Below are 22,848 nucleotides of genomic sequence, written 5' to 3'. Positions count from 1 at the left end.
GCTCCTCCCGCGGCCCCGCCACGTCCCTCCCGGACGTGGCGGGGCCGTTGGCATCGGCTCTGGTCCCGACCAGGTGCCGTGCGCCCGTCCTCGCGGCACGGGGGCTCCCCACATCGGGTACGCCCGCGTCTCGACCTCCGAACGAGTCCTCACCGCTCACCGCGTCACGCTCGCTTCAAGCCGTGCCGGGACACGCTGGGGATCGCGAAGCTGGATCAGTCGGCCAGGAGCCTCCGCGACGCGAAGGACATCGTGAACGAACTCACCGCGAAGAACGTGAAGATCAACATCGGTGTTCCTGTCCACGATCCGGACGACCCGGTGGGACGGCTGCTCTCCATCGCCGTCGCCCTCGCGGACGTCGCTACGGTCGGTGGTGTGGAGCGTACGGACGGGACGATCAAGCACTTCTCGCAGAGCAACCCAGCAGGCGATGGGCAAGGCGATGTTGCTGCCTTGCTGCGACGGGTTGCGCAGACCATCGATGACCTCGGCGACGTGTCGATCGAGGACGTGACGTTCACGAGCAGCGTGACTGAAGGAGAGGACGACCTGACGATGACCGTCTACTACTACCCGGAGCCACGCCGCCGCTGACCAGGTCGTGGTGTCGTCCGCGCGTCCCGCTTGTCCCATCGCTCTGTGAGGTAGTTCGATCAGGAACCGAACCGGCCGAGTCCTGCCGAGATGGCTACCCCGAGACCACGACCATCCCCACCGTGCTCCCGACGATCACGGTTCGAGCGGTACGGCGCCTCTGCCCGTACGGCGCACGTGGATCGAGCGCGGGCGAATGCTTGGCTGAGTCAGCAGTCGTACTGGGCGCAAGGACGTTCGCGCGACCATCGGACTTCGATCGGTCGCGCTTCCCAGTCGGCGGTCACGCGGGGTGACCGAAGACGGACAGAAGTGTCCAGCCGAGGCCTATCACTGCCAGACCTACAGCGAGCACACGGATGAGTCCCGGGGTCATCGCACCTTGCGGACCGCGGCTGCCCTGTTGAGCGTCGATGAAGTACCGCGCAATCGGCTCCGGACGAACGATCGCGGTGACCGCTACCGCAACCATCGCCGGCCCAGCGACGAGTCCGGGGATCCACATGGGCCTACCCAACCAGGTCGACGCGATGACGGTGAGGCGTAGCTGCCTGCTTCCCGCTGTCCATCAGCCGATCGGGTTCCGGACGCGATTGCCGTAGGCATGCGATGCTTTCCGCGTGCGCTACGGCCTGATGAACGAGTATGGCGTCGATTGGCCATTCTGGAGCGAGGACGGGCCCTGTAATCAGGGTGTCCCGTCGCTACCGCCGCGGCTCATCGACGAAGTACTGGCGTGGACAAATGACTTCAATACCAACTACTCGGTCGAAGCCGGCTGGCCGACCGAGGTCGCCGCGCGCTCCCACGAGCGCCAAGGCCGTCGCCTCCTCCAGTTGGTTCGACGTGAGCTGGAACCTGAGGACGAAGTAGTGTTCGACTACTGGGAGACGAACAGGCGCAAAGGCCTGTAGCCGCCCCCGCATAGCGCCCCGGCAACCTCATCGAACCTTGCCCGGGGGCCAAAGCCCTCGGAGACCGCTTGTTTCGATAGCCGATCGTCTACTGAGACAGCTGGCGTCCCGCTCGCGGCCTGGTGAACCTGGGGCGGTGCGGCGACAGCGTCAGAACGGATACGCCGCTGTCGTGATCATGCGAACCCTTGTCTGCTAGTACCGATGAGTCCGGTCAGCACTCCAGCGGCGCATAGCGCTCAACCGGTGATGATGATCGGGAACCACGGGAGCTTCTTGCGATAGAGCTTGCCAGTCCGCTTGTAGTCGATGAAGTAGTAGACGATGCCGCTCGCGAACGGTACTGCGCCGATGATGAAGAGCTTGATGGCGATCGCGCGCATCATCGTCGCCGTTTCGCTCGGACGATCATCATGATGATGATCGCGATCCCGATCACCGCAACGATCGTGGTAGGGATGGGCTCGAATCCCACGCCAGTGAACATCAGGTCCTCTTCCTGCGCGCAAACCAGAAGCGTTCGCGCCTGTCCGAATGGACAGTACTCACGGACCCGGGAACCGTCCCGTAAGCCGATCGGGTTCCGGCCGCCGAAGCGCTCCTCGCCATCTCTAGGATCGCGACATGGAGTATTACCGGATCAGTCAAGACACCCTGGCGCAACTGTCGCTTCACGACGCGATGGTCCGGTCATCAGTGGCTCATAGGCGGCACTGGGCTCCGCTGGATGTACGAGCGGCGTTTCCTGGGGTGCCGGACCACGAATTCGAGACGGCGCAACAGCGACTTGACGAGCTGGAGTCGGACGCGGCTCGGTGGGCTTGGTCGCTACGCGAAGCGGGAGGCTTGACCGAGACCGAGGTACGCGACGCGCATCGCGGCCTCTATCCCGAATTCTCGGACGTTGCGGTCGGAGACCTGATCGGGCTCGCCATGGACACGCAACGCTGATCGCAACTCCTATCGGCATTATCAAGCCGCGCTCGGTAGCGGATCCGCCAGCGAGACGATCAGCGCCCGAACCTGCCGGTGGTTTGCTTGGACTCCCATCGATCGAGCTGATGTAGCTCATTCCGAGAGTGCCCCACCGCGGCCATAGCCTCTTTCATGCGTGCGAGCGACAGGTCTGCAGCGGCCGCCTGAGCCAACAGCCGCGGCATCATCTCGTCGCTCTGCCCATTGCGATCCCACCCGTTGTTGCCGATGGAGTGCAGCGTCTCGAGGATTTCGTGTTGTTCCTTGGTGAATCCGATCCAAGAGAGATCGGCAGGAGGGGGAGCCATGACTTGATTCTGCTGGTTGAGTCTCCTGTTCGGTTGCCGATCGGCTTACGGGACACCCGGGCTGCTATCGACGAGTGCCGGCGTCATTGCTACGGTCGAGGGATGGACGGCCACAATCTTCGCTCGATCGTCATTCGGCCGGCAGAGGTTGTCGACGTCGAAGGCATTGCTGCCGTCCACGCCACCTCATGGCGAGAGACGTACGGGCGGTTCGTGGTGAATCCCGATATTGATCCTTGGTTCGACGTCGATCGGCGCATCGACATGTGGAGAACGAACCTGCAGCAAGACGCCGTCGCGACCTTTGTCGCCGAGGACGAGTCGGGCGTCATCGGGTTCGCCGCGACGCAGGAGACACCCTTGTCTGACGCGGTCCGTCCAGAGGAACTCACGATGCTGTACGTGCTCTCGCGCGCTCATGGCGGAGGCGCCGGGCAGGCGCTCTTGAACGCAGCGCTCGGCCCGCGCCCAGCATCTCTTTGGGTTGCTGCCGACAACCCTCGCGCGCACTCGTTCTACCGGCGGAACGGATTCGCCGCCGACGGAACCACGTCGAGCTTCGGGCCCATCGAGACCACAGTCCGATTGGTCCGCTGAGGGATCGGCTAGCGAGACGGACCCTCAAGCGACTACTGGCCCGAACCAGAGCAACACGGGTCCTAGGGCAAGCAGGGCCGCACTCGCGGCCGTGACCGCCTCGCTGCGCTTAGCCCCTGCTTCCTTTCGGGACCGTGCCGCTAGCGCGAGGGCGGTCCAGGTTCCGCCCCACGGTCCTACGGCCAGTAAGAGAACAATCGGGTAGAGGAAGAGGGTGCCCTCGCTGCCGGTCAGGAGCACGGGAAGCCACATGACCGCCCAAAGGATCGCGAAGCCCGCCGCAGAGCAGATCAGCAGCGCCAGCGCTGCGCTGTAACGCCCGTTGGTCGGCGGCTCAGGCTGAACAGGCGTCCACATAGCGTGATGCTATCCAGACTGTCGCTGCCGCATCGGCTATCAGACGCAGGGGAGACGGGGCACAGTAGTGCCATGTCTTGGCTCGCGGCGCAGATCTTCCAGCGATACCAAGACCGTCGCGCGCGTCAGCACGCAGCTCACAGGCCGGCTGCACCCCCGACGCTTCACCCGATTCTGGGAGTTGAAGGCCGCTCGATTGAACTCTCGATCGCCTCGGACGTCCCTCCCGACCCTGGCGCGTTCGAACTTGCGGCCGAGCACATACACGCTCGCGTGATGCAGCAAGACACTGAACCTGGCGACCTCTTACAGGCGGCGCGGTGGCTTCGTGGTCTCTGGCCTCTCGAGGCCCCCGCGTCAATCCTCGCTCGACTCGACGACGACCTCGAGGAGCTTGGCCGCCGTCAGACGAAGGGGTATCAGTAGCCGATCGACTATCGGACACGTCAGCGACGACGCTGGAGGATGCCGACCACTCCGATGATGGCGATGACAACAATGGCCGCAACGACGAGCCATACAGCTTGCCACTGGCAGGTGTGCCGGAGGCGGATCGCCCTGCGGACCGATGCCGCTTGACCTCCAGTGCGCCTGAGGTCGTATCGTGCCGACGACGTGAAGGAGGAGCATCATGGAGCACCAGACCGAGGCGATCGCGTTCAAGACGCAGGGGCACACGATCCGGGGTGATCTCCGCCTCCCGGCGGACGGCGGTACGTCCAAGTCGGGAGCTGCGGTGGTGCTCGTCACCCCTGGGAGCAGCCGGAAGGGGCAGGTCGGCCGCAACTACGCGCGCCGACTCGCGAACTCCGGATTCATCACGCTCACGTTCGATCCCTCGTTCCAAGGACGGAGCGACGGAGAGCCGCGTGACCTCGAGGACCCGTCCGCGCGGGTGGAGGACGTCCGTTCCGCGGTGGACTTCCTCGCCGTGCGCCCCGAGGTCGACATGGACCGACTCGGGGTCCTCGGTGTCTGCGCGGGCGGGGGCTTCGCCGTCGCCACCGCGAAGATCGAACACCGCTTCGCCGCGATCGGCGTCGTCGTCCCGGTGAACCAAGGCCGACAGCGACGACAAGGCGGCGGCCGTGACCCCGAGGGTGCCGTGCGAGCACTCCGAGCTGTCGGTGCGCAACGCACAGCAGAGGCACGCGGGGATGCGATCCGCCGCGACCCCTGGATCCCGGATACGCCGGCCGATGCCGTTGCCGTCGGGGTCGCGGATCCGGCGACCTTACAGGCGGTGGACTACTACGGCACACCCCGCGGCTACGACCCGGACCGCAGCAACCGGATGGTGTTCACGAGCACCGCCCTGCAGATCGGGTTCGACGCCTTCCATCTCGTCGAGGAGCTGCTCGTGCAACCGCTGCTCGTCGTCGTCGGTGGGCGACGCGGCTCCACCGGGCAGTACGACGACGGGCTGCTGCTCTGGGAGCGCGCCCGCACGAAGGAGCCTCTCGTGGTGATCGAGGGTGCGGGGCACTACGACCTCTACGACAAGCCTGAGTACGTCGATCCGGCCGTCGGCCACCTCGCTGACTTCTACACGAGGCGACTCGTGCCCACGCCGTCCTCATGACGCACACGATCGGACAGGTGAGTGCGGCGACTGGCTTCACCCCTTCCGCACTCCGCTACTACGAGGACGAAGGACTGTTCATCCGCCCGGTCGGGCGCGACGGCGCAGGACGGCGGATCTACTCCGACTCAGACATCGCGTGGCTTCGCACCTGCATTGCGCTCCGGAACACCGGTATGGACATCGATGATTTGCGCCGCTACGTCACGCTCGCGCGACGAGGCCCGGACACTGTCACAGAGCGCGTCGACTTCCTCCGCGCACACGCCGACCGGGTTCGCACACGAATCCGGTCCCTCACCGAGAGTCTCACCCTCATCGAGGAGAAGGTCGACGCGTACGCACGCCGGGTTGCCACCGAAACTCCCGCGCACGCCGATGCTTCCTGGAAGACCGAGCAGACACATCACCGCACGGCGGCTCGTACGGGTGAAACCAAAGAACCACCGGCGCCGCATCCGTAGCCGGTACTAAATCAGGACAGGGCGCCGGGGACACACAGCGTTGGAGGGTCCAGAGCCGCGGCGCGGTGCCGGAGCGCTGCGACCGTCATGTCGAGCTCGAATGTGTGTCCGACAGCCGATCGGTCAGCGGCATCTTGCCTCCATCGATTCTTGGACGAGGGTTCCGGCGCAGCACTACTCGCGCGTCTACGCTGACGGAATGTTCCCGAGTGAGCGAACCGATCGTCCATCGGGACATCGTGTGATGCTGCAGCAGTTCCTGCGGGAGCGACTCTTCGGATGGCCTTCCGACGTATCGTCGAAGCCGGGCAGCGTGTCACCCATTCCGCGGATTCCAACGCCGACGGTCGCACCCGAAGATCCGGTTCCTGCGTTGGCCGACGGGGAGACAGACGTCTGGTTGACCGAGTGGCAAGTTGAGGAAGACGGCTTCGACGTCGCGGTCGGTGATCACGTCACATGGAGCCTGTACGCATCGGATCAGCCCTGGATCGACCTGATCCTCGCGGTCCCGAGGGCGGTCCCGCTGCAGCGCGACACGTACGAGCACGAGCGCAGCGAGGAGGAGCTATCGAGCCGACGCGACCTGCGCGGTGTCGTGATTCGCATCGACCAGGTCTCCGTGCGCTTCGTGAGCTCGGGGCGCCGCGGCTTTTCCGCGCCGGAAGTACACGGCGGGCAGCAGCACACTGTGTCATCCCTGTCCAACCGTCGCCCGCACCGCGGGAGCATCACGGGATGGATCATCCGCGTCCGCTCCTGAACAGGCCTGGGCGACGTCGGGGCCCGTGCAAGCCCCTGGTGTGGCGGGGTGTCCGACCGCCACACTGGCCGATCGACGGTCAACGATCGCCCACCGAGACGACACTCGTTGGCAGAAAGCGCGATCGAGGTCCTGGTGGATCAAGGACTCAGGATCTTGAGGACGCCGAGCACCGCGAGGACGACACCCGCGACGGAGATGGTGACCCCAACCATCGTCACCACCTGCGCGAACGTGTGGGCTGCGCCATGCACGCGGAAGTGATCGATGGCGGTTGCAGCCAGCAGCGTCGCTGCCAACGCCACGGGGACGGTTGCCGTCCAGATCAGGGCGAGGGTCTGCCTCGCTGAGCTGGCATCGGCCGGACGAGCATGCAAGACACCGCGGAGGCGATCAGGGTCAGCCTCCCACGCGGTCTCAATCGGAGCCAGGTGAAGGTCGGCTATGACGCAGGCGATGATCTGCATTACGAGGAGGACGAGGGCCGCGCTCGGCAGGATCCACGTCAACCTTGCGACTCCGCTCTGGCTCGAGCTCCGCGACACCATCACTTGTCGAGGAAGCGGCCGAGGTAGACGTACGAGCCGCCCGGGCAGTCGCCGCCGAGCTGGAGCCACTGATCAGCCCCGAGGTCCGCATCCCGGTGCACTTCGAAATTTGTGGGCTGCTTGTCGGACCAATCGTGCCGTTCGGGGTAGTCGGAGGGTGCGCGCGGGGCGAAGCCGTCTGCCTCGGCCTCGTCGAAGAAACGCTCCGCTTCCGGTACGCAGGTCACCGCCCATGCCTCGGACGCTTTGAAGAGGTCCCGGCTTCCGGAGGAGACGAACTGGGCACCTTCCGGGAGCGCAATACCGACCATCTGTTCGATAGCAGATCGCGAGAGCCGGCTGCACTCACCTCCGAGCGGACTGCAGGTGCTGCCGTTCGAGGTTCGCGAGGGACCGAGCGCGGTCTGGGCCGCAGCGCCGACGACGGCGATCACGCCGACGACGAGCGCGCCCACCAGGACCAGCAAGGCCGCGAGGGTGGCGAGCAGCCGCGTCAGGCTCGGACTGCGTACCTCTTCCACTCCGCCACCGTAGGGGTTGAACCATCGCCGAGCAGTCACCGCCCGTCAGCATGTGTCCCGAGCAACACAGCCGAAGGTCAACCCGCACCCATGGCCAGAGGTGGCTAGCGGGGCGTCGGGCTGCTCGGGTCTGCGCGTCTCGTTGCTCGATCACCTAATGGTCGCGCCGCGGCCCCGCGGTGGAAAGGGAGATCCGCTGTGATGCTGAAGCCGCGGAGGATTTGAGGGTTGTCAAAGCAGAGGGGCCGCAGACGCCCACAGACTGACCGCTTCGCGGTGGCTGAACGACCTCGGCGTCGCCGACAACGTGGACCCACATGCAGAACGCAAGATCGCTGCGTCGCTGCGGCATCTGCTGTCGCTGGCCGTTGAGAGCTCTTGTCTCAGATAGGTAGTCCGCGATCGTTCTCATTGAGGGTGCCTCATGCGGACGCTTCGCGGACGCTCTCAGGTCTTGGGGGTGAGCAACAATCCTTCGCCCCACCTCGTACGGCGAAGGGTTGCGTGCGAAGGAGACAGGTCACATGCGCGGCGACCTGTCGGCGGAGGCCGTAGATGGACTGTCTCGAGGGCGTCAGCAACGATCCGCCACCAAGCTGTCCGCCTTATCCGCCAAGTAGACCGTCCGGAGCGCGTCCGCCCCACGCCCGTTGGCCAAACCGCTACTCCTCGAGCGTCCTGGAGGGATCCATCAAGCGCAAGAGTGCGAATCCCTGCACCTCGTGGGTCGCGGGAGTAGCCCCGTGCTCACGTCAACCCTGTCCGCGCAGCACAGCGCCAAGTACGATTTCCAGGCGCGCTGAGCGACTTCAAGATAGCGCCCAGACGTCGTGTTCCAGGTCTTTGACCGCCCCGGCAATGAGCCGATCGAATGCCGACCGAAGCTCCGCGCCGGCCAACGAAGATCCATGCTGGCCACTCCGACGCAAAGCATCGCGCATGGCTTCCTCGGACCAGACTTGATCGAAATCTGGGATGTAACCAGCTATGTCACGACTCGGCGTCCGCAAGAGGGTCCACGCTTTAACGAAACTCTTCGGAGCAAACCGGTGCTCGGGTGGCAGACGACGTAAGAGACTTCGAACAACGCCATCCAGTTCGTGGAGAACCTGCAAATCGTCGATCTGCGAGTAATAGGCCAGCCAGCCCCGACGGGACTGCTTCGAGTAACAACCGGTGATTCTTAGCGACAGCCACCACTCGCACTTCTGCCGAAGAGCCACTGGGTCAGCGCTACCATCCGCTAGTCCGCGCTGTAGCGCTGTCACGTACCGAGCCAAATGATCAGTCAGCCTAGTACGACGATCCCTCGAGACAGAGACAGAACTCGGATCGAACGTATACCCCAGGTATTCAAAAGAAGTCTGACTCAACTTGCCAGACGCACTTTTACCGAGGGACTTCTTAGGGTGAGCCTTGAGACCCATTGCACTCAGCTTGTCAACGATGAGGTCCCTCGATCGTCCTCGTTCGCCATGTTTGGTGAGGACGAGGATGTCGTCCACGTACCGGAAGTACGCCCAGCTCTCCTGAGCTCGCGCGATCGCGTCGACCTCGCCCAGCGCTATCTCACCAAGCACATTCGCCAAGGAAGTCCCGACCGGAACACCCGAGTCGAAGTCGGTCGCATCATCCGGCTTCTCACCTCCCGCGAGCGTCGGAGTTTTGATCGCCCGCATTACAGCCTCAACGACGATTGGTGGCAATCCGGACTCTTCGATGCGCGGAAGCAGAGAACTATGCGAAATACTACCGTAGAAGTTTTCGACGTCCAGCCGGACAAAATCGGTATAAGAGCCCCCATGCAGAGCTTCGCGGACGCGTATGACGAGAGGCTGGGGCCGGGGACTATCGATCCAAGCGAACCACTGGCGAAGGTACCTCGACAGACCAAGGAGGATCAGCCTGTCCTCAACACCGGGAATCGATAACACACGGGGGATCTTCCGCGCCCCTTTTGAACGAAGGATCTGCCGATAGGGCCGGAACACGTAGTCACCTGCCAAAAAGCGCTCACTCGAACTCTCGACAAGATTATCCACCCTGTCCGGGGAGATCCTCGGAGCAGAAAGGCCGTCGCGACCGCGAGTCCGACTCGTCGCAATCTTGGCATCCCAAAGCTGCCGCAGGACCTGCGGCGAAAAGGCCTCCTCTAGCTTAGGCTGCAGCGAGTTCATGCTATCACCGAAAACAGAGCGCTGAGTCCAGTGAAAAGCGCCACGGCCACAAGCCCGGAAGGGAGTAGAAACGGAACTGTCCGCGCCAGCGCTAGTCGCAGACCGAACTTCGGAGACCTATCGTGCCGTCCGTCCGCTGAATCTGATTGGCCACCACGCTTACCGCTCGCCCTCTGATCTTTCGACTCGAAGACAGCCCAATCCAGGCTTGTATGATTCTCGGAATTATCCAACAGAAGATCATACTCAGAATGCATACGATGCACAAATCTCTTCGTAATGAAGAGCTGCGACTTTCTCGCGCTTTCTACTCGAACCGAAAGCGCTTGGATAGCTCTATAATTTCGGAACATCTCGCGTGCTCGACCCGTGTAGTCGAGCGCCCCCACAGTGACTGAAACCGCCAGCGCTAGAACAGAAAGCGAGATAAGATAAACCAGCATGAGGGTGCTCTGGCGTTCAGGATAGGCAAGGTAAAGAACTGACACCGCGATGAGACCGACCGCCAAAGCGGTCTGCGCAGCACTCCAAAATAGCCCGACCCGTCGCAATCGACGCTCGGACTCGATGCGCGCTCGATAGCTTCGATACGAGCGCCGCTCAAGGTCGGCCAGAGTGTCCCGATTGTTCACTTTCGAGCCTCTCAACGAATTTTATGAATGCCAGCCGTCATAGAGTTGAACTCTTGATTTGAAATGATGAACGCCGACCCGAAGGTCGACTGGTGTTCCTGGTGTGGTTACTGCCGCTTAATCGCTCGACTGGCACTCGTTTGCAATATACCATGTGGCCGCAGGTCCGCAAGCTAGACACGTCTCCGCATCCAACTCCCGATACGCGTGCGAAAGCCAGTGGATTGGATTGCGAAGCGCTCACTGGGCGCCTCTCAATTGAGACAGGAGCATCAGAGGTCCGTGAACTTGTTTGATCGCCTGCTCCGTCAGTTTCACCTGTGCAGGTTTGCGAATCGCGATTAGCGATCATTCGGGGAGACAGCTTCCGCCATCCGTACGATCAACCCCTGGATCGGCTGTCGTCTCGGATTCGACACCGTGTGTACACGATTTGGATCGCCGGGGCAAACTACACCTCTTACATGTTCTTAGCGCCGTCGCGATGCCCTACCTCAGGGTCCGCTCGCGCCCCGGGAACGAAGACGGCGTAAACCCCACATCCGCCTTTACTGCAATGGTACAGCCATGATTCGTCGAAGTTGGTGTAGCGCCGCTCAAAGCCCTTAGTAGCCTGAATGGCCTTGTGATATCTCTTGAACCCCTTCTGGTGGGAACATGGATTGCGCGAACCCTCGTTGAAATTGTCGTACCCACCACGAGAGTTACCGACTTTTCGGTGGTACACATGCTCCCCGGGTTTCAGCTCACGCGGCGCAAAGGGGTCGCCGACGATGTCAGGTTCGTGTTGCTTCAGGGACACCGCTATCGCGCTGAATACCTCAGCAAAACCGTTATTGCGTCCGTCGATTTCCACGAGAGGGAGTTCGTTGTCCTCGTCACCGCTCGAAGGTACGCTGCCGCTATACGGGTCTAGAACGAACAGCCTCATCAACCGGTTCGGGACTCCTTCCGGAACCATCGGTCCTTTACCGAAGATCACCTTGGCGTCAAACGCCTCGGCAAGGTACTCAATCTCCTCTTGCCAGTCATCAGGTAATCCGGCCGTTGCCATGCCACCGAGATCCCCCAGCACAACGACAGTATGTCCTAGATTACGCCGCGCACGTTGGGGTCCGATGTCCTTCACCACTTGCACGTAGTGACGAAGGAGGCCTCCGAGCTCGTCCTCGTCGTCCATGTCGAAGAGCGCGTAGCTCACGGAGTGCTCGACGACCTCTGGAGGTACCACCACTTGGCCCCCTTGAGGGACGTGCCTGTGGCGTATCTGCACTCGCACTGTTATGAGCATCTCGAAGGGGATGCCCGCCTGCTCATTACGACGGATCAGCACGGAGTGGGCGGAGTGAGTGTGGTCGGACCGATTGACCGCCACCGCCATCGACGGGTCGGAGAGCGCTGCCGCCACCGCGCCCAGCGCCAACGTCGCTGAGAGTCCATCAAACGCGATTGCGTTGCCGAGCTCGGTAACGACGTCCTCGATGAACGCGAAGTTGGACCTGGCCTGCAAAGCCAAACGCATCTCATGCGTGGGCCGGCGCTCGTTCACCCATCCATCAAGCACATCTTGGGGCTCGGCTGGAAGCTCCTTGGGGGTGATGAGACGAGACGCGCCGAGTAGGGGCTGCGCCGTGTAGGCGGCCATAGGGTTACCGCTCGAGCAGATATGCGGCCGGCACCTGAAGCTGAGCGAGTTCGGACAACGTCATCCGGTCGACGATCTGATGCACACGGGCGCGAAGTCTCGCCGCTTCGTCGGTAGTAGACGGGGACTCGAAAGCTTCGCCCTCCTCAGGCTCCTGCCGCGATGCAGATTTCGGGCTGCTACGAGAGGCGGGATCGAGGATCGAAGCCGGAGAGAGGTGGGCGCGCGCAGCCCATTCCGAGGCGTGCTCTGTGACCCGTTGACGCAAGCGAGTACGCCACGCTGCTGCCAGCCCCAAGTCGTTCAAGCTCACCTTGAAGGCACCCGGCGTAGGATTCTTCAACGCCTCGAGCAGACGCACCTGCACTCTTTCAGTCTGGTCGTTGGCGAAATCGACCATCCACTCGAGCTGCGTCTGCATCGGCACTGCGTCAATCTTGACGTACTTGTTCGGAAAGACCTGCCACTCGGGCGTGCCGTCTTCGGTTGTGGGAACAAACACAGCCCGGCGGTTCCGCCGGTCCCAGTAACGCTCGCCATGGTCCCACGTCACCAAGCTTGTCCACAAGTCGGCCCGAAGTCGTCCCTGCTCGACAGGCCGTTTCCTCGGCGCCGCTAGTGCTGGAATCACGTGCGGGTGACCGTCGACGGTCACAAGTTCAAATCGACCCGCGTCGTGGCCCGCGCGCAACAAGTCAATCAACTTCTTGTAGCCGAGCGCCCGCAAATCCAGACCGGGGTACCTCGTCTGCAGAGCCTTCTTGGCCTGCGGGCCATAGAGTACTCGGCCAGAAGCAGCGGCAGATCGCGCCGATTCTTGCAGAACGTCGAAGACGTCCGACAGCGATGGCACGGCATTTGAATCAGGCATCAGCGTCCAGGGTGATATACAAAGAAATAGCCTCCTACCAAAAGGCGAGGAGGCTATTTCAAAGAATTGAGAAATCGTCTACGAATAACGCTTTAACCCCACTCCCGTCGCATGCTCCGGAGAGTACCCATAGGTTCGCGGCGCACAGGTTACTAGTCCCTATGCAAACCGGCACGTGGTTGTCGGCTGGGATTCGTTTCCAACCGGACGACGCGCCTGGGGTAGACCAAACCCTTTCGGGCTGACGATATTGTGTTTTGTCCTTCGGCAGAGAGCCATGTGTCCGCCGCAACCTAGGCTACCGTCCACCTCGGGGCATCGTCAAGCAGGAGACACGCACGTACTGAACGGGGCGCCAACACGGAGTCCAACTTGCAGCCGCCGCGCCTCGCGCTGTCCGGTCGTCCGCTCCAAGCGTCCTGATCTGAGGGATCGGCGAGCCCGACTTGCCGGTCGCCGCCATACGCGTCTGTCACAGCCGCCACCAGCTTCCGAGCGGCGGACGAGCAGGAGAGCCTCGTCCACAGCCAGCCCCTGAAGCGCCGTGCTCGCCTTCCGGCTTCGGCGACGCCTCAGCCCGTAGGCATGTGTCATGCGTCAATCCGAGCAACATCGAGATGCGGGCTCAGCGTCGCTCCTGACGCTCGTTCTTGGTGGTAGCCTCAACGCTGCCCTCCGGGTTGATGGCGTCGGACACGCCCGCTTACAAGCCGACGCTGGTGAGGCGAAAAGTAGCTGCGGGCGCTGCCTCCCTCGGTCGCGAAGTCCTCAACCACGGCTCAGATCAAGCAGAGTCGAAGCAGTACCTCGATCCGGGCAGCCTCAAGCGTGAGGCGCAACACGAGGAACCGCAGTGCGGCCATGATCGAAGCCCGTTCGTCAGGCCGATTTCTGGCTAGTCGCACGCTCGCGTCCATTGCGAAACCTCCACGGGTGAAGAGACTGCTTCTTCATCTTGTGTCCGGACTCGCGTCACGGCAATCGAACCACGGGTGGCTCTGCCGGAAAGCATTGCCGCCAATCAATCGGCGCGCAGCGAGTCCCTGTAGATGGAGGGAACTTAACGATGGCCCACCGCACGTGCCGCACCGGCCTACCCAATTCGATCGCGAGAGCCTTCATTGATGGTTCTTTCGAACCGAGACGATCGTGGAGCATTTCGAGGTCGATGTCGCGCAGTTCATGGCCGCGGCTGGCACCGGGATGCGCGAAGCGTGGAGGACTCCAGGTGACAAGCGGCGAGTTAGCCGGCATCGACGGGTGGGGTGGTGCAGTGACGGTGAGCCAGGCGCTGAGGTACGTGTCGATCGCGGCTTTGAGCTCCGCGGTCATCTGCAGAAGGAACTCGGTGTAGTTCGCCGCGTCGGCGACGTCTCCTCGGAACCGTAGTCGCGCGGGCAATGCCGATGGCCCTGTGGCGGTGATCCGCATGTACGCGTATCGCTGTGCGTTGAGGTGGCGGCGGGATCGGCCTGGGTCGTGGCCCACGGATGCGCAGATGAGCTGCCAATGGGTTGTTTCCAGGAGCCGTGACGTGTCGAGCTGCCGTCGCTGGAGGTAGTCGATGGGTCCGGGTGCAGCTCTGAGGCGGAGGGCGAGTTCGGTGAGTTGGCGCAGTATCGAGGTGGTCTGCTGGGGTGTACCGAACATGGTCGGCCGCAGCTTCCGCCCGATGCCGGCTACCGCCCCGTAGTCCGGGAGAGCGCCGGTCCCGGCGACGCGAAGCGCATCAGCAAGCGCGCGTTGCAGCGTGATGCCATCTGTTCTGGGGTCAATGCCGAGTGGTGCCGCCCATGATGGCCACAGCAGCGGCGGTATGGCGGACGCGGCCCAGGTGACGCTGGTGGGTGAGTCGGCGGCATTCATCAGGGCGCTCAACGATTTCGGGTGCGCGTCGGGCGCTTCCCATCCCGCTCGGCGGATGAGTTCGAAGCCTTCCCAAGCGGCTGCTGAGGCTGCGGAACCGTGTACGAGGCGCTGAATCGGGCTGAGGTCGTTGTCGAGACTGCGGATCACTCGGCCGCGCATCAGCGAGTCGATGCCTGGCCAGGCGTCGAGGAAGTTGCGGGCGCTCCACGGGGCGGGCGCTTCTTTGTCGGTGCGAGCCGAGCGGTCGTAGGTGAGCTGCCGGATTATCGGGGCGCCCGTCAACTCGTCGTCCACGATGAGTCGGTACGCTGCTCCAAGGAGCGCGCCCATCGCGAGGGGTTCCTTGGGCGGGGACGTGCCGATGCGGACGCTGTAATCGAACAGCCCCCGGAGTTCAGATTCGTCGATGCCGGACAGGTTGGAGATGGTGTCGTGGCGGCCCGCCGAGAGGAGTGCGATCGCGGCGCCTCGGAACGTCGCGGCGGGGATGTCGGGGCTGTCGTAGGTCCCGGGACGCCAGTGGCGTGAGATCGCTCGTTGCGCGAGGAGCATGGGGGAGTCTGCCGTCAGCGGTTCTTCGCGCCATGTCTGTGCGAGCGGATGGCGGCAGTAGTCACTCTCACTCAAGAGGGCCCAGCACAGGGATGGGTCGCGACACTCGGTCTCGCGAGGGGAGGCTTCGACGATCGGTTGATGGCAGGCGGGGCACGAGTCGTGGAGGACGGCGTTGTGTCGTTCGCAAACGAAGCACCACCACAGCCGCCACTCGGTGTAGAACACACCGGGACGTTCGAGCAGGCATCTTGGGCAGTAGCGGGTGCCGCCGCCACGCGTCCAGTTCTTCGATTGCGCGAAGGTGCCGTTGACACGGAACGCTTCGAGCTCTTCGGGGAGGTGGCTCATCACCATCGTCGACAGCGTGTCTGCGTCAACGCCGAGGCCGATCTGGATCGCGCTAGCGATTTCATCAGTGAGGAGATTCCCGATCCTCTGTCGATCTCCCGCCGGGGCGGCGCTGAGACCACACCAGGTGACGATGTCCGCGGCGGACGAGTCGAGGGCGTGCCCGACCCGTCGGAACATGGATGGCAACCACTCGCGGCGGGTGAACTCGATACTTGCGCCGATGCGACGAACAGTGCTCAGGTCGATGTATTCGAGGCGCCTGCTCATGCTGGGGTCAGGGCGTTTGTGGACCAGCGAAAGCGTCCTGCGCGCCATCCTTCGAGCCTGGAGATGCGTCCTCGAGCGACGCGCTCGTTGAGCCGAATAGCGTCGATGATCTCGGACGTGATCCGCTGGCCAGGGGTGCGGGTGGCGGCAAGGCAAGCCCCGGTGACAAGTGCAGCGACTGCGTTGACGTAGCCGAGTGTTGAAACCCAAAGGTGCTCTTCGAACTGGTCGCTGAAGACGGGCTCGCCAGGTTCATGCCCCGCGAGCCGGACGTGTGTTTCAAGTCCTCGCAGGAGCGCGCGCCACTCGGTGATGTCTGCCTTCGTCTCGTGGCCGTAGCGCTCGAGATCCTGGAAGGCCCACCTGGCTATGGACTGCGTCTGTGTGGCGTTCTGTGCGACGGTTTTTCGGTCCACGAGCAGGTGGCGCACGTTGTGGCCGGCGAGGACGACTCGGAGGTTCATGTTCTGCAGCGCCTTGAGTGCGTTGTGTAGGTACATGCCGTACTGGCCGTCGAAGTTGATCATCTGGACCTCGTCGATGAAGACGTACTGCACGCCGTGCCGGAGGGCCGCTTTCTGGAAGGCCACCTGCGGATCCTTGGTGGCCGGCACGGAGAGTTCGTCACAGAGGTGCGAGAAGAAGGTCTTGACGTGTGGGTTCCCGTCCGTGGAGTGGAAGATCACGGGCCGCCAGTCCGGGCGCACCAGTTCGTCGCACGCGGTCTCTGCGGTTCCGCGGAGGCGGCGGTCCCAGGCTGCGGTGCAGAGTGCGCGAACGGCGGCCCGTTTCATGAGCGTGGTCTTCCCCGTGCCGGGTGGGCCGGTGATCACGGGGACGTCGAGGAGATCGTCGTCCTCGTCGGGTTGCGGCTCCGGGAGCTGCGCGAGGTGGTCTTCGACGGCCTGCACCTGCTTGGTTCGGACGTACGGCCACGCCTTGTACCAGTCTTCGAGAGCGCGTAGCCGGCGCCGCCGGTCGTCGCCTCCGAGCTTCCGGAGCGCGTCGTAGGACAGCACGCCAGGATCGTCGCCGCCTGCGAGCGCGATTCGACTGATCCATCGCTGATCGACCGGGTGCAACTGCATCCAGCTTGATGACGGGTGTTCGTCGGATCCGAAGTAGGTGCGGATCCGTCCATCGAGTCCGCCCATCAGCCGAACCGGTCGAACAGGTCGACGTCAACCGCGTCGACGTTGGGCAAGAGCTCAAGGCCAGCATCGTCAAGAACGAGCTCTTCTTCACCAGCGAGTACGTCGTCGACGAACTCCGCGCCGAGGAACTGCTCAGCGCCGACAATCGTGCCGACGTCGCCCCGCTGGATAGCGGTCAGCTGACCGACGAGGATCTCTTCCGCGTTCTTCTTGCCGTGCAGGTTGGCGAGGAGGATCTTGTCTTCTGCTTGCCATTGCGTGATCATGTCGATGCGCAGCGCCTGCGCCTGCTTCTTGGAGTACGTGCCACCTTCAAGCCGCGCGTTCGCCCAATCAAGATCGAAATCCCCGAAAGCGGTCGTGTCCTCGGTGCGGTGCACCCACGGGACCACGTAGGCGTTGCCCTCTGGGTCGAAGCAGTACACCTGTCGAAGGTCCGCCGGGTTCCAGAAGATACGAACCCTGCCGCTCGGAGCGGCCCCGTCGACCTCGATGAGGAACCGGATGATGGGTGCGTTGTACACGAGGTTGCGGCGGGTGACCCCGTACCGGGTAAGGCGAAGCACCATGTTCGGCAGGAACCGGATCCACTCATTGCGCCATGCCGGCATCTCGGTTGTGCCGTGTTCCTCGGCGAGTTCGATCCACCGCTTCGTTGGGCTGAGCCGGCGGTGCGTGTCGGCGTACAGACCCTTGTGCTCCTCGACGTTGTGTAGATCGGTCCACTGCTGGTCACGGTCATCGAGTTCCCGCCAGGTGAGGACCAGGTCCTTCGTTGAGTCGCGGCCGCGCTCACTGACTGCCGATCCGATGTAGTTTCGCTGCTGCTGCTCGTAGCCGGTCTTCTGGGAGCCGAAGTGGCGCTCCATGCGCCCCTTCCCACGGCCGTCCTTCACGCGTGCTGGTTCAACGTCGATGCCGAGGCGGTGGAGGGTGAACATGCCGTGCTTGTTGAGGAATTCACGGCCGTTGTCCATGAGGAGGCGACGCGGCGGGATCGGCCACCGTGAGATCGCACGGGGCAACCCGACGAACGGGCGCGGATGGGTGCGGCCTTCGAACACGACAGCGTCGTGCTCGTCAGTCATCCGGTGGAACGCGTCAGCGATTGCGAGCCCGGCAGCGTATCCGTTGACCTCCTCGGCGATAGATCTACCGACGACGTACCGAGAGCAGGTCTCCATGATTTTCGTGTAATCCAGGCGGACTTCGCGTTGTTTGCTGACGTCGGCGTAGGGGTCGCGGATCATGACGTTCGAGGGTGTTGCGTCGATGAGCCAGAGCTCGCCGATCCGCTCGGGTTGACGACGTTGCAGGGATACCTTCGGCCCCTCGGCCGTCGACGCTCTGCTCTTCGCGTTCCGACGCAGGTAGGGGTAGCGGGCGTAGACGATCGTGAGGGCGCGCTCGAAAGTCCGCTGCGTTGGGACGATCTCGTCCGACTCTCGTCGCGCCCAACCGCAGTACGCCTCGAACATCGCCTGATCTGTCACCGTTGCCTGGTAGGCGGCGTCCTTCAGAAACGTTCGCACGGACGACTCGATGCGCTGCGGGAGCGTGCCGAGATCATCCGTCAGCATTCGCGGATCGTAGAGCCCTGCTTCGCCGGTAGTGGCCTTCTCGAGCATCGTGCGGATGTACTTCTTTGCGCTCTCGACCTGCGTTCCGCGCCGCTTGGCGAGCACCAGCGCCATCGCATTGATGCGGGGGATGCGCCCCGTGATGCGCGCGGGGTCGTGCCTCGGATCTGGCGGGTCGTCGTCGGCCTGCTCTGGGCGGAGGCCGGTCTCGAACCAGCGGAGAATTGCTTTTCGTTCAGCCACCTTCGCTGACTGCGCCGGCGATGCACGCTGCTCCATTGAGTTGAGCTTGTCGCTCAGCGGTGGCGGGGCGTCGGCCCGAGCGATGAGTTTTGCGAGCCGGCGAATGGGCAGCGTCGTGACGCGACCCGTCGCGTCGCGCAGGTTGACCCAGGCCTCGGTGACAGTGTCGATGATGTAGGACACTCCGTCGATGGTGACGGGCACGTTCGGCGCGATTTCTTGCCGCCAGGCGTTGCTAGGCATCGTTCGGCCACACGATCGAGTTCCGGCCGTACGGGGAGAACATGTCCGTGAGGAGCGCTTGCCGCCAGAGCATTCTCCGGATGAGCGTCAAGGACCAGAGCCGCTGGTAGCCGCTGGCATCCAAGCGGTCTGCGAGCTCCGTTGCGGGCATCGCTTCGTCACAAAGGTCGAGCGCCACCTGCGACCAGCGGTCGTAGCTGATGGCGGGCACGAACGCCTCGGTCAGGTTCTCAAGGTTCCGCCGGAATGGGCGAGACATGCCGGTCCAGATGGCATACCCCAGCCCGATGAGGCGCAGGGCCTCGGTGATGGCGGGGACCTTCCGCATCCACGTCTGGTCCGCCGCCTCCTCAGGCGTGCGTACGTCGACGATCATCGGCGCGTTCGATGGCCCCATCACCATCACGTCAGGAGTGTGCGTCTTCAACGGTGCTCCAGCCGGCCAGAGCATGGTGAACGGCTGGCCCGACATGAAATGCACCGCTGGATGGAAGTCCGCGATCGTCATGAGCGACCGCTCGTGATGTGATTCAGCGCCAACGTGGTGACCGACCGTGTGCAGCCAGGTCGCAACAGGCTTGTTGTCCTGCTTCAGGCGCCTGGCGAACTCCCGCATCGACAGCAACTGGGGCAGGATTGCAAGGTCGAAGTGCTCGAGCCTGCTTACCGAGGTCGTCTGGCCGTCGACGGTGTAGGCAATTCGAACGTGATCGGCGAATCGGCGCGTGTCGATCGCTAATCGACGCGGACCCGACGAGGGTCGGAAGACCCGCACGCGCCGCGGATGAAAGTGCGCGGACGAGGGCTCAAAAACGGGCTTCAAGCGTCGGTCGCCAGGTCCGAACCAGTCGGTGAAGAGACCGAGCGGGTCCACGTTGCGCGTCGCGGGGTCGTCGATCCCCACGCGATCCTGCTGCGCAGTCAACTCGACCAGCTCCGAGCCGCGATCGCCGGCCCAAAGGGGTGGTGACAGGACCGGGAGGACACGGGGAGGCGCGAACGCCTCGACGGCGTCGAACGGAGTACTAGGACCGTGCACAGCGGCACGGTATCGTTAACCGCCAGTTATGTACAAGGGTTCTACCGATCGGAGGTATCGTGGCTTCTCGCAGCGCGCACCCACCGCGAGACCGCCATGGCGCTCGCACCGACGGCATTTCCGATCTTCGTTGTGGTCAGACCGATGTCGGAGGCTTCGACCATGAGTTGAAGGCGTCGCTCGGTGGTCTCGCGAATCAACAGTTCTGCATCGCGCAGTTCCTGGAGCAGTTCCGCGGCTCGGGCTTCGTCCGACACGACCTTTCGCGGCGAGCTCTTGCGACGGGAGGGGAGGGGCGTGGTCATCGTGCAGTTCCGGTTCTCTCGGCGAGCATCGGACCGGCGCTTGCGCACCCCGCGGGCACGTGGAAGGATCCGAGGCGAATCTCGCTCGGATCGGACGTAGCACTCTCGGTTTCTGTGGGCACTTCACGTGACTGGCAGGTCGCGTGCCAAGGGGTCAATGACGGCCCCTCCGACTTGTGCCTAAAAGCCATCGTAGCTCCCGGTTCCCGTTGCCTTCCTGTCCCGACTTCCCGCCAGGCCAGCCCCACCATTCTCCCTCGTTTACGAGTCAAATCGACGAATCGACGGGCGTGACTGACATGAACGAACCAGACCCGGCCTTCGCCTCGCTTGCTGGCGTCGTCGCACATGGGCGCGACTTCGGTAGAACCGAAGAGCCGTCAGCCAGGGAACGAGGACGACAAGTAACGCCCGAGGAGGAGGACTTCCTCATCCGCTCCGGCAGCATGACTCGCGCTCAGTATGAGGAGTCGGAGGCAGCGGTCGCCCGCGGTGAGCTCGACGCGATTGAGCGCCGCACAGAACTGGAGGGGCTGGTCGCCTCGCTGACAGCCGAGGAAGCCGCAGATTGGTTGGGCATCAGCGACGCTGAGTTGGATGCGCTCCTCGCCGCGGGCGCAGTGACTGCCTTCGTCTGCAACGGAGAGCTGCGGTACCCGGCGTGGCAGTTCACCGAAGACCCGGCGATGCCGGTCCTTTCCGGCCTCACACGACTCACGCCGGCGTGGGGTGATCAGAAGCACCCGTCTACGATCCTCGGGTTCATGTACAACGCGGACCTCGAGATCGAGGGGACCGATGAGTCCTTCACGCCCGTCGAGTGGTTGACGATCGGCGGTGACGTCCAGGTCGTCCTCGACTACCTCGAAGCCGAGAGCTGGCGGTAGGAGCACCTCGATGGCACTCGACTACACCGTTTCGAGTCATGCCATCACCTGTAATCACCCATCCCTGCAGGAGGCATCGAGACGGCCCCAGAAGTCGACCGAGAAGGGACCACCTGATGACTACACGGCTACAAATCGCACGCGCACGCGCCCGTGTCGCTCTCGCCTTCCGAACCGGCGAAGACCTGCCGGACAACGTTCGGGAGGTTGCCGCGATGGACTTCGCGGACGCTGACGACGCGGTCGCGGTCGCACGGGACCGCGAGCTCGACCCGCCCCGGCTGATTGGCGCCTTCAGACGACTTGTCGGCGTCCACGCCGACGGTCACGACTTCGGGCCGCGCCACAACCTGCCGAGACCTCGGACCGGGCGAGATCTCACTCTTGACGAGGAGGAGGCTCTTATCGAGGCCGCGTTCGGCACGCGGGAGCGGTACGAAGCGGCGAAGGCTGCTGTCGCGCGGGGAGAGCTCGACGCGATCGAACGGCGGTCCTGGCAGCGCGGACTGAGCGCCTCCCTCACCTTGGAAGAGGCAGCCGACTGGCTGGACACCGGAACCGGGCGGGTCTTGACGCACCTCGCGTTTGGTGATCTGTTCGCGTTCGTGTGCGACGACGAGCTTCGGTTTCCGGCATGGCAGTTCACCGACGACCCGGACAACCCGGTACTGGACTACCTGTCGAGGCTGGTTAGGGCCTTCGATGACGACATGCATCCGACGTCGATCCTCGGGTTCATGACGACGCCGCACTCGTACACGCAGATCGACGGAGAGCCTGCGACCCCCGTTGTATGGCTTACCGCAGGCCGGGACGTGCAGCCATTGCTGGAACTGCTCGAGACTCGGCGCCTAAGGTAAGCCCTGCACCGAAGAGCCGCTCAACTCCCTCGCACCTCCCAAGAAGCGGCACGTCCACCGCGACGCGCTCTTGAGGTCGTACCCCGAGCCAAGGGCAGGACCTCGCGTAGGTCAAGGTCAAAACTGGAGGTATCCGTTCCAGTTCTGCTCCGCCTTTGACCCGTCCTCGTCGAAGATGTCAGGGTCGACCGGGAAGTGCTCATTCCGGAAGTGATCGATCACCGACCGTGCCCGGTCCCGCAGCGCCGACGTTTCCTCGTCCGGATGCAAGCGGGCGAGCATTGCGCTCCGCCGCTCCACGACGGCCTCCCACAGCTGCCGACGGCCCACCTCCGCCATCAGCTGCGCGGCGACCAGCATCGAGTGGAACTCGAGCGATCCCGCGAACCGGTCCATCAACGTAATCAGGTCCCGGTCCTTCACTTCCGTGAACACCTTTGGCTGCTGGTTCTGCTGCTCCGCCATCCAGCGCACCTGAGCGCGCGCGTCCTCAAACGCCTTCCGCTCCTGATCGTCCGCCATCGCCCTCACCCTTTCGCTCACC

Annotated in this window: 23 protein-coding genes; 9 read left to right on the top strand and 14 right to left on the bottom strand. The window is 63.6% G+C overall.

Annotation, left to right across the window (positions count from 1 at the left end):
- The first annotated feature begins 252 nt into the window (after positions 1-252).
- Positions 253-597, top strand: a complete 345-nt coding sequence (locus tag H7A69_RS17575) for a hypothetical protein (RefSeq protein ID WP_220456162.1) — start codon at positions 253-255, stop codon at positions 595-597.
- Positions 598-1,217: 620 nt separating this feature from the next.
- On the top strand, positions 1,218-1,511 hold the full coding sequence (locus H7A69_RS00180) for a hypothetical protein (RefSeq protein WP_182045229.1): 294 nt from the start codon (positions 1,218-1,220) through the stop codon (positions 1,509-1,511).
- A gap of 239 nt (positions 1,512-1,750) precedes the next feature.
- On the opposite strand, the gene H7A69_RS00175 is transcribed toward H7A69_RS00180, so the two are convergent.
- Entirely contained in the window at positions 1,751-2,020 is a 270-nt protein-coding gene (locus tag H7A69_RS00175; RefSeq protein ID WP_182045228.1) for a hypothetical protein, read from the bottom strand.
- Between the two features lie 115 nt (positions 2,021-2,135).
- Here H7A69_RS00175 and H7A69_RS00170 point away from each other — a divergent pair, with 115 nt between their 5' ends.
- On the top strand, positions 2,136-2,462 hold the full coding sequence (locus tag H7A69_RS00170) for a hypothetical protein (protein ID WP_182045227.1): 327 nt from the start codon (positions 2,136-2,138) through the stop codon (positions 2,460-2,462).
- A gap of 59 nt (positions 2,463-2,521) precedes the next feature.
- On the opposite strand, the gene H7A69_RS00165 is transcribed toward H7A69_RS00170, so the two are convergent.
- Complete coding sequence (locus H7A69_RS00165) at positions 2,522-2,794, bottom strand: hypothetical protein (protein ID WP_182045226.1); 273 nt, start codon at positions 2,792-2,794, stop codon at positions 2,522-2,524.
- Positions 2,795-2,896: 102 nt separating this feature from the next.
- Between H7A69_RS00165 and H7A69_RS00160 the strand changes: the two genes are divergently transcribed.
- The 4 genes from H7A69_RS00160 (at position 2,897) to H7A69_RS00145 (ending at position 6,557) form a co-directional block, all read left to right on the top strand.
- Positions 2,897-3,391, top strand: a complete 495-nt coding sequence (locus H7A69_RS00160; RefSeq protein ID WP_182045225.1) for a GNAT family N-acetyltransferase — start codon at positions 2,897-2,899, stop codon at positions 3,389-3,391.
- 988 nt (positions 3,392-4,379) lie between these two features.
- Positions 4,380-5,330: an alpha/beta hydrolase gene (locus H7A69_RS00155; protein WP_182045224.1), complete on the top strand. Its 951-nt coding sequence runs from the start codon at positions 4,380-4,382 to the stop codon at positions 5,328-5,330.
- Positions 5,327-5,794: a MerR family transcriptional regulator gene (locus tag H7A69_RS00150; RefSeq protein WP_182045223.1), complete on the top strand. Its 468-nt coding sequence runs from the start codon at positions 5,327-5,329 to the stop codon at positions 5,792-5,794. Before H7A69_RS00155 ends, H7A69_RS00150 begins: the two co-directional genes overlap by 4 nt.
- A gap of 244 nt (positions 5,795-6,038) precedes the next feature.
- Positions 6,039-6,557, top strand: coding sequence for a DUF6578 domain-containing protein (locus H7A69_RS00145; RefSeq protein WP_310648874.1), 519 nt, complete (start codon positions 6,039-6,041; stop codon positions 6,555-6,557).
- Positions 6,558-6,697: 140 nt separating this feature from the next.
- On the opposite strand, the gene H7A69_RS00140 is transcribed toward H7A69_RS00145, so the two are convergent.
- The 11 genes from H7A69_RS00140 to H7A69_RS00090 form a co-directional block, all read right to left on the bottom strand.
- Positions 6,698-7,024 carry a hypothetical protein gene (locus H7A69_RS00140; RefSeq protein WP_182045221.1) on the bottom strand — a complete coding sequence of 109 codons (327 nt, stop codon included), beginning with the start codon at positions 7,022-7,024 and terminating at the stop codon, positions 6,698-6,700.
- A gap of 80 nt (positions 7,025-7,104) precedes the next feature.
- Complete coding sequence (locus tag H7A69_RS00135; RefSeq protein ID WP_182045220.1) at positions 7,105-7,626, bottom strand: hypothetical protein; 522 nt, start codon at positions 7,624-7,626, stop codon at positions 7,105-7,107.
- A gap of 809 nt (positions 7,627-8,435) precedes the next feature.
- Positions 8,436-9,803 carry an RNA-directed DNA polymerase gene (locus H7A69_RS00130; RefSeq protein ID WP_182045219.1) on the bottom strand — a complete coding sequence of 456 codons (1,368 nt, stop codon included), beginning with the start codon at positions 9,801-9,803 and terminating at the stop codon, positions 8,436-8,438.
- Entirely contained in the window at positions 9,800-10,435 is a 636-nt protein-coding gene (locus tag H7A69_RS17640; protein WP_182045218.1) for an SLATT domain-containing protein, read from the bottom strand. Before H7A69_RS17640 ends, H7A69_RS00130 begins: the two co-directional genes overlap by 4 nt.
- A gap of 460 nt (positions 10,436-10,895) precedes the next feature.
- On the bottom strand, positions 10,896-12,080 hold the full coding sequence (locus tag H7A69_RS00120) for a hypothetical protein (protein WP_182045217.1): 1,185 nt from the start codon (positions 12,078-12,080) through the stop codon (positions 10,896-10,898).
- Between the two features lie 4 nt (positions 12,081-12,084).
- Positions 12,085-12,951, bottom strand: a complete 867-nt coding sequence (locus H7A69_RS00115; RefSeq protein ID WP_182045216.1) for an OST-HTH/LOTUS domain-containing protein — start codon at positions 12,949-12,951, stop codon at positions 12,085-12,087.
- A 972-nt stretch (positions 12,952-13,923) separates the two neighbouring features.
- Complete coding sequence (locus tag H7A69_RS00110) at positions 13,924-16,041, bottom strand: TniQ family protein (RefSeq protein ID WP_182045215.1); 2,118 nt, start codon at positions 16,039-16,041, stop codon at positions 13,924-13,926.
- Complete coding sequence (locus H7A69_RS00105; RefSeq protein ID WP_182045214.1) at positions 15,990-17,147, bottom strand: ATP-binding protein; 1,158 nt, start codon at positions 17,145-17,147, stop codon at positions 15,990-15,992. Before H7A69_RS00105 ends, H7A69_RS00110 begins: the two co-directional genes overlap by 52 nt.
- Positions 17,147-19,153 carry a Mu transposase C-terminal domain-containing protein gene (locus H7A69_RS00100; RefSeq protein WP_182045213.1) on the bottom strand — a complete coding sequence of 669 codons (2,007 nt, stop codon included), beginning with the start codon at positions 19,151-19,153 and terminating at the stop codon, positions 17,147-17,149. The genes H7A69_RS00105 and H7A69_RS00100 overlap by 1 nt, the downstream gene beginning before the upstream one ends.
- Positions 19,154-19,205: 52 nt before the next feature.
- On the bottom strand, positions 19,206-20,117 hold the full coding sequence (locus tag H7A69_RS00095; protein WP_182045212.1) for a hypothetical protein: 912 nt from the start codon (positions 20,115-20,117) through the stop codon (positions 19,206-19,208).
- A gap of 176 nt (positions 20,118-20,293) precedes the next feature.
- Positions 20,294-20,557: a hypothetical protein gene (locus tag H7A69_RS00090; protein WP_182045211.1), complete on the bottom strand. Its 264-nt coding sequence runs from the start codon at positions 20,555-20,557 to the stop codon at positions 20,294-20,296.
- A gap of 290 nt (positions 20,558-20,847) precedes the next feature.
- Between H7A69_RS00090 and H7A69_RS00085 the strand changes: the two genes are divergently transcribed.
- A complete protein-coding gene (locus tag H7A69_RS00085) occupies positions 20,848-21,444 on the top strand; it encodes a hypothetical protein (protein ID WP_182045210.1) in 597 nt (198 codons plus the stop codon).
- Between the two features lie 215 nt (positions 21,445-21,659).
- Complete coding sequence (locus H7A69_RS00080) at positions 21,660-22,304, top strand: hypothetical protein (RefSeq protein ID WP_182045209.1); 645 nt, start codon at positions 21,660-21,662, stop codon at positions 22,302-22,304.
- Between the two features lie 117 nt (positions 22,305-22,421).
- On the opposite strand, the gene H7A69_RS00075 is transcribed toward H7A69_RS00080, so the two are convergent.
- Positions 22,422-22,826 (bottom strand): hypothetical protein, encoded by a 405-nt coding sequence (locus tag H7A69_RS00075; RefSeq protein ID WP_182045208.1) that lies wholly within the window; start codon positions 22,824-22,826, stop codon positions 22,422-22,424.
- Positions 22,827-22,848 lie beyond the last annotated feature (22 nt).

The sequence above is a fragment of the Curtobacterium sp. ME26 genome (genome assembly GCF_903970945.1).
Lineage (GTDB): Bacteria > Actinomycetota > Actinomycetes > Actinomycetales > Microbacteriaceae > Curtobacterium > Curtobacterium citri.
Note: the sequence above shows the minus strand (reverse complement) of the source record. Positions and strands in the feature narration are given on the sequence as shown.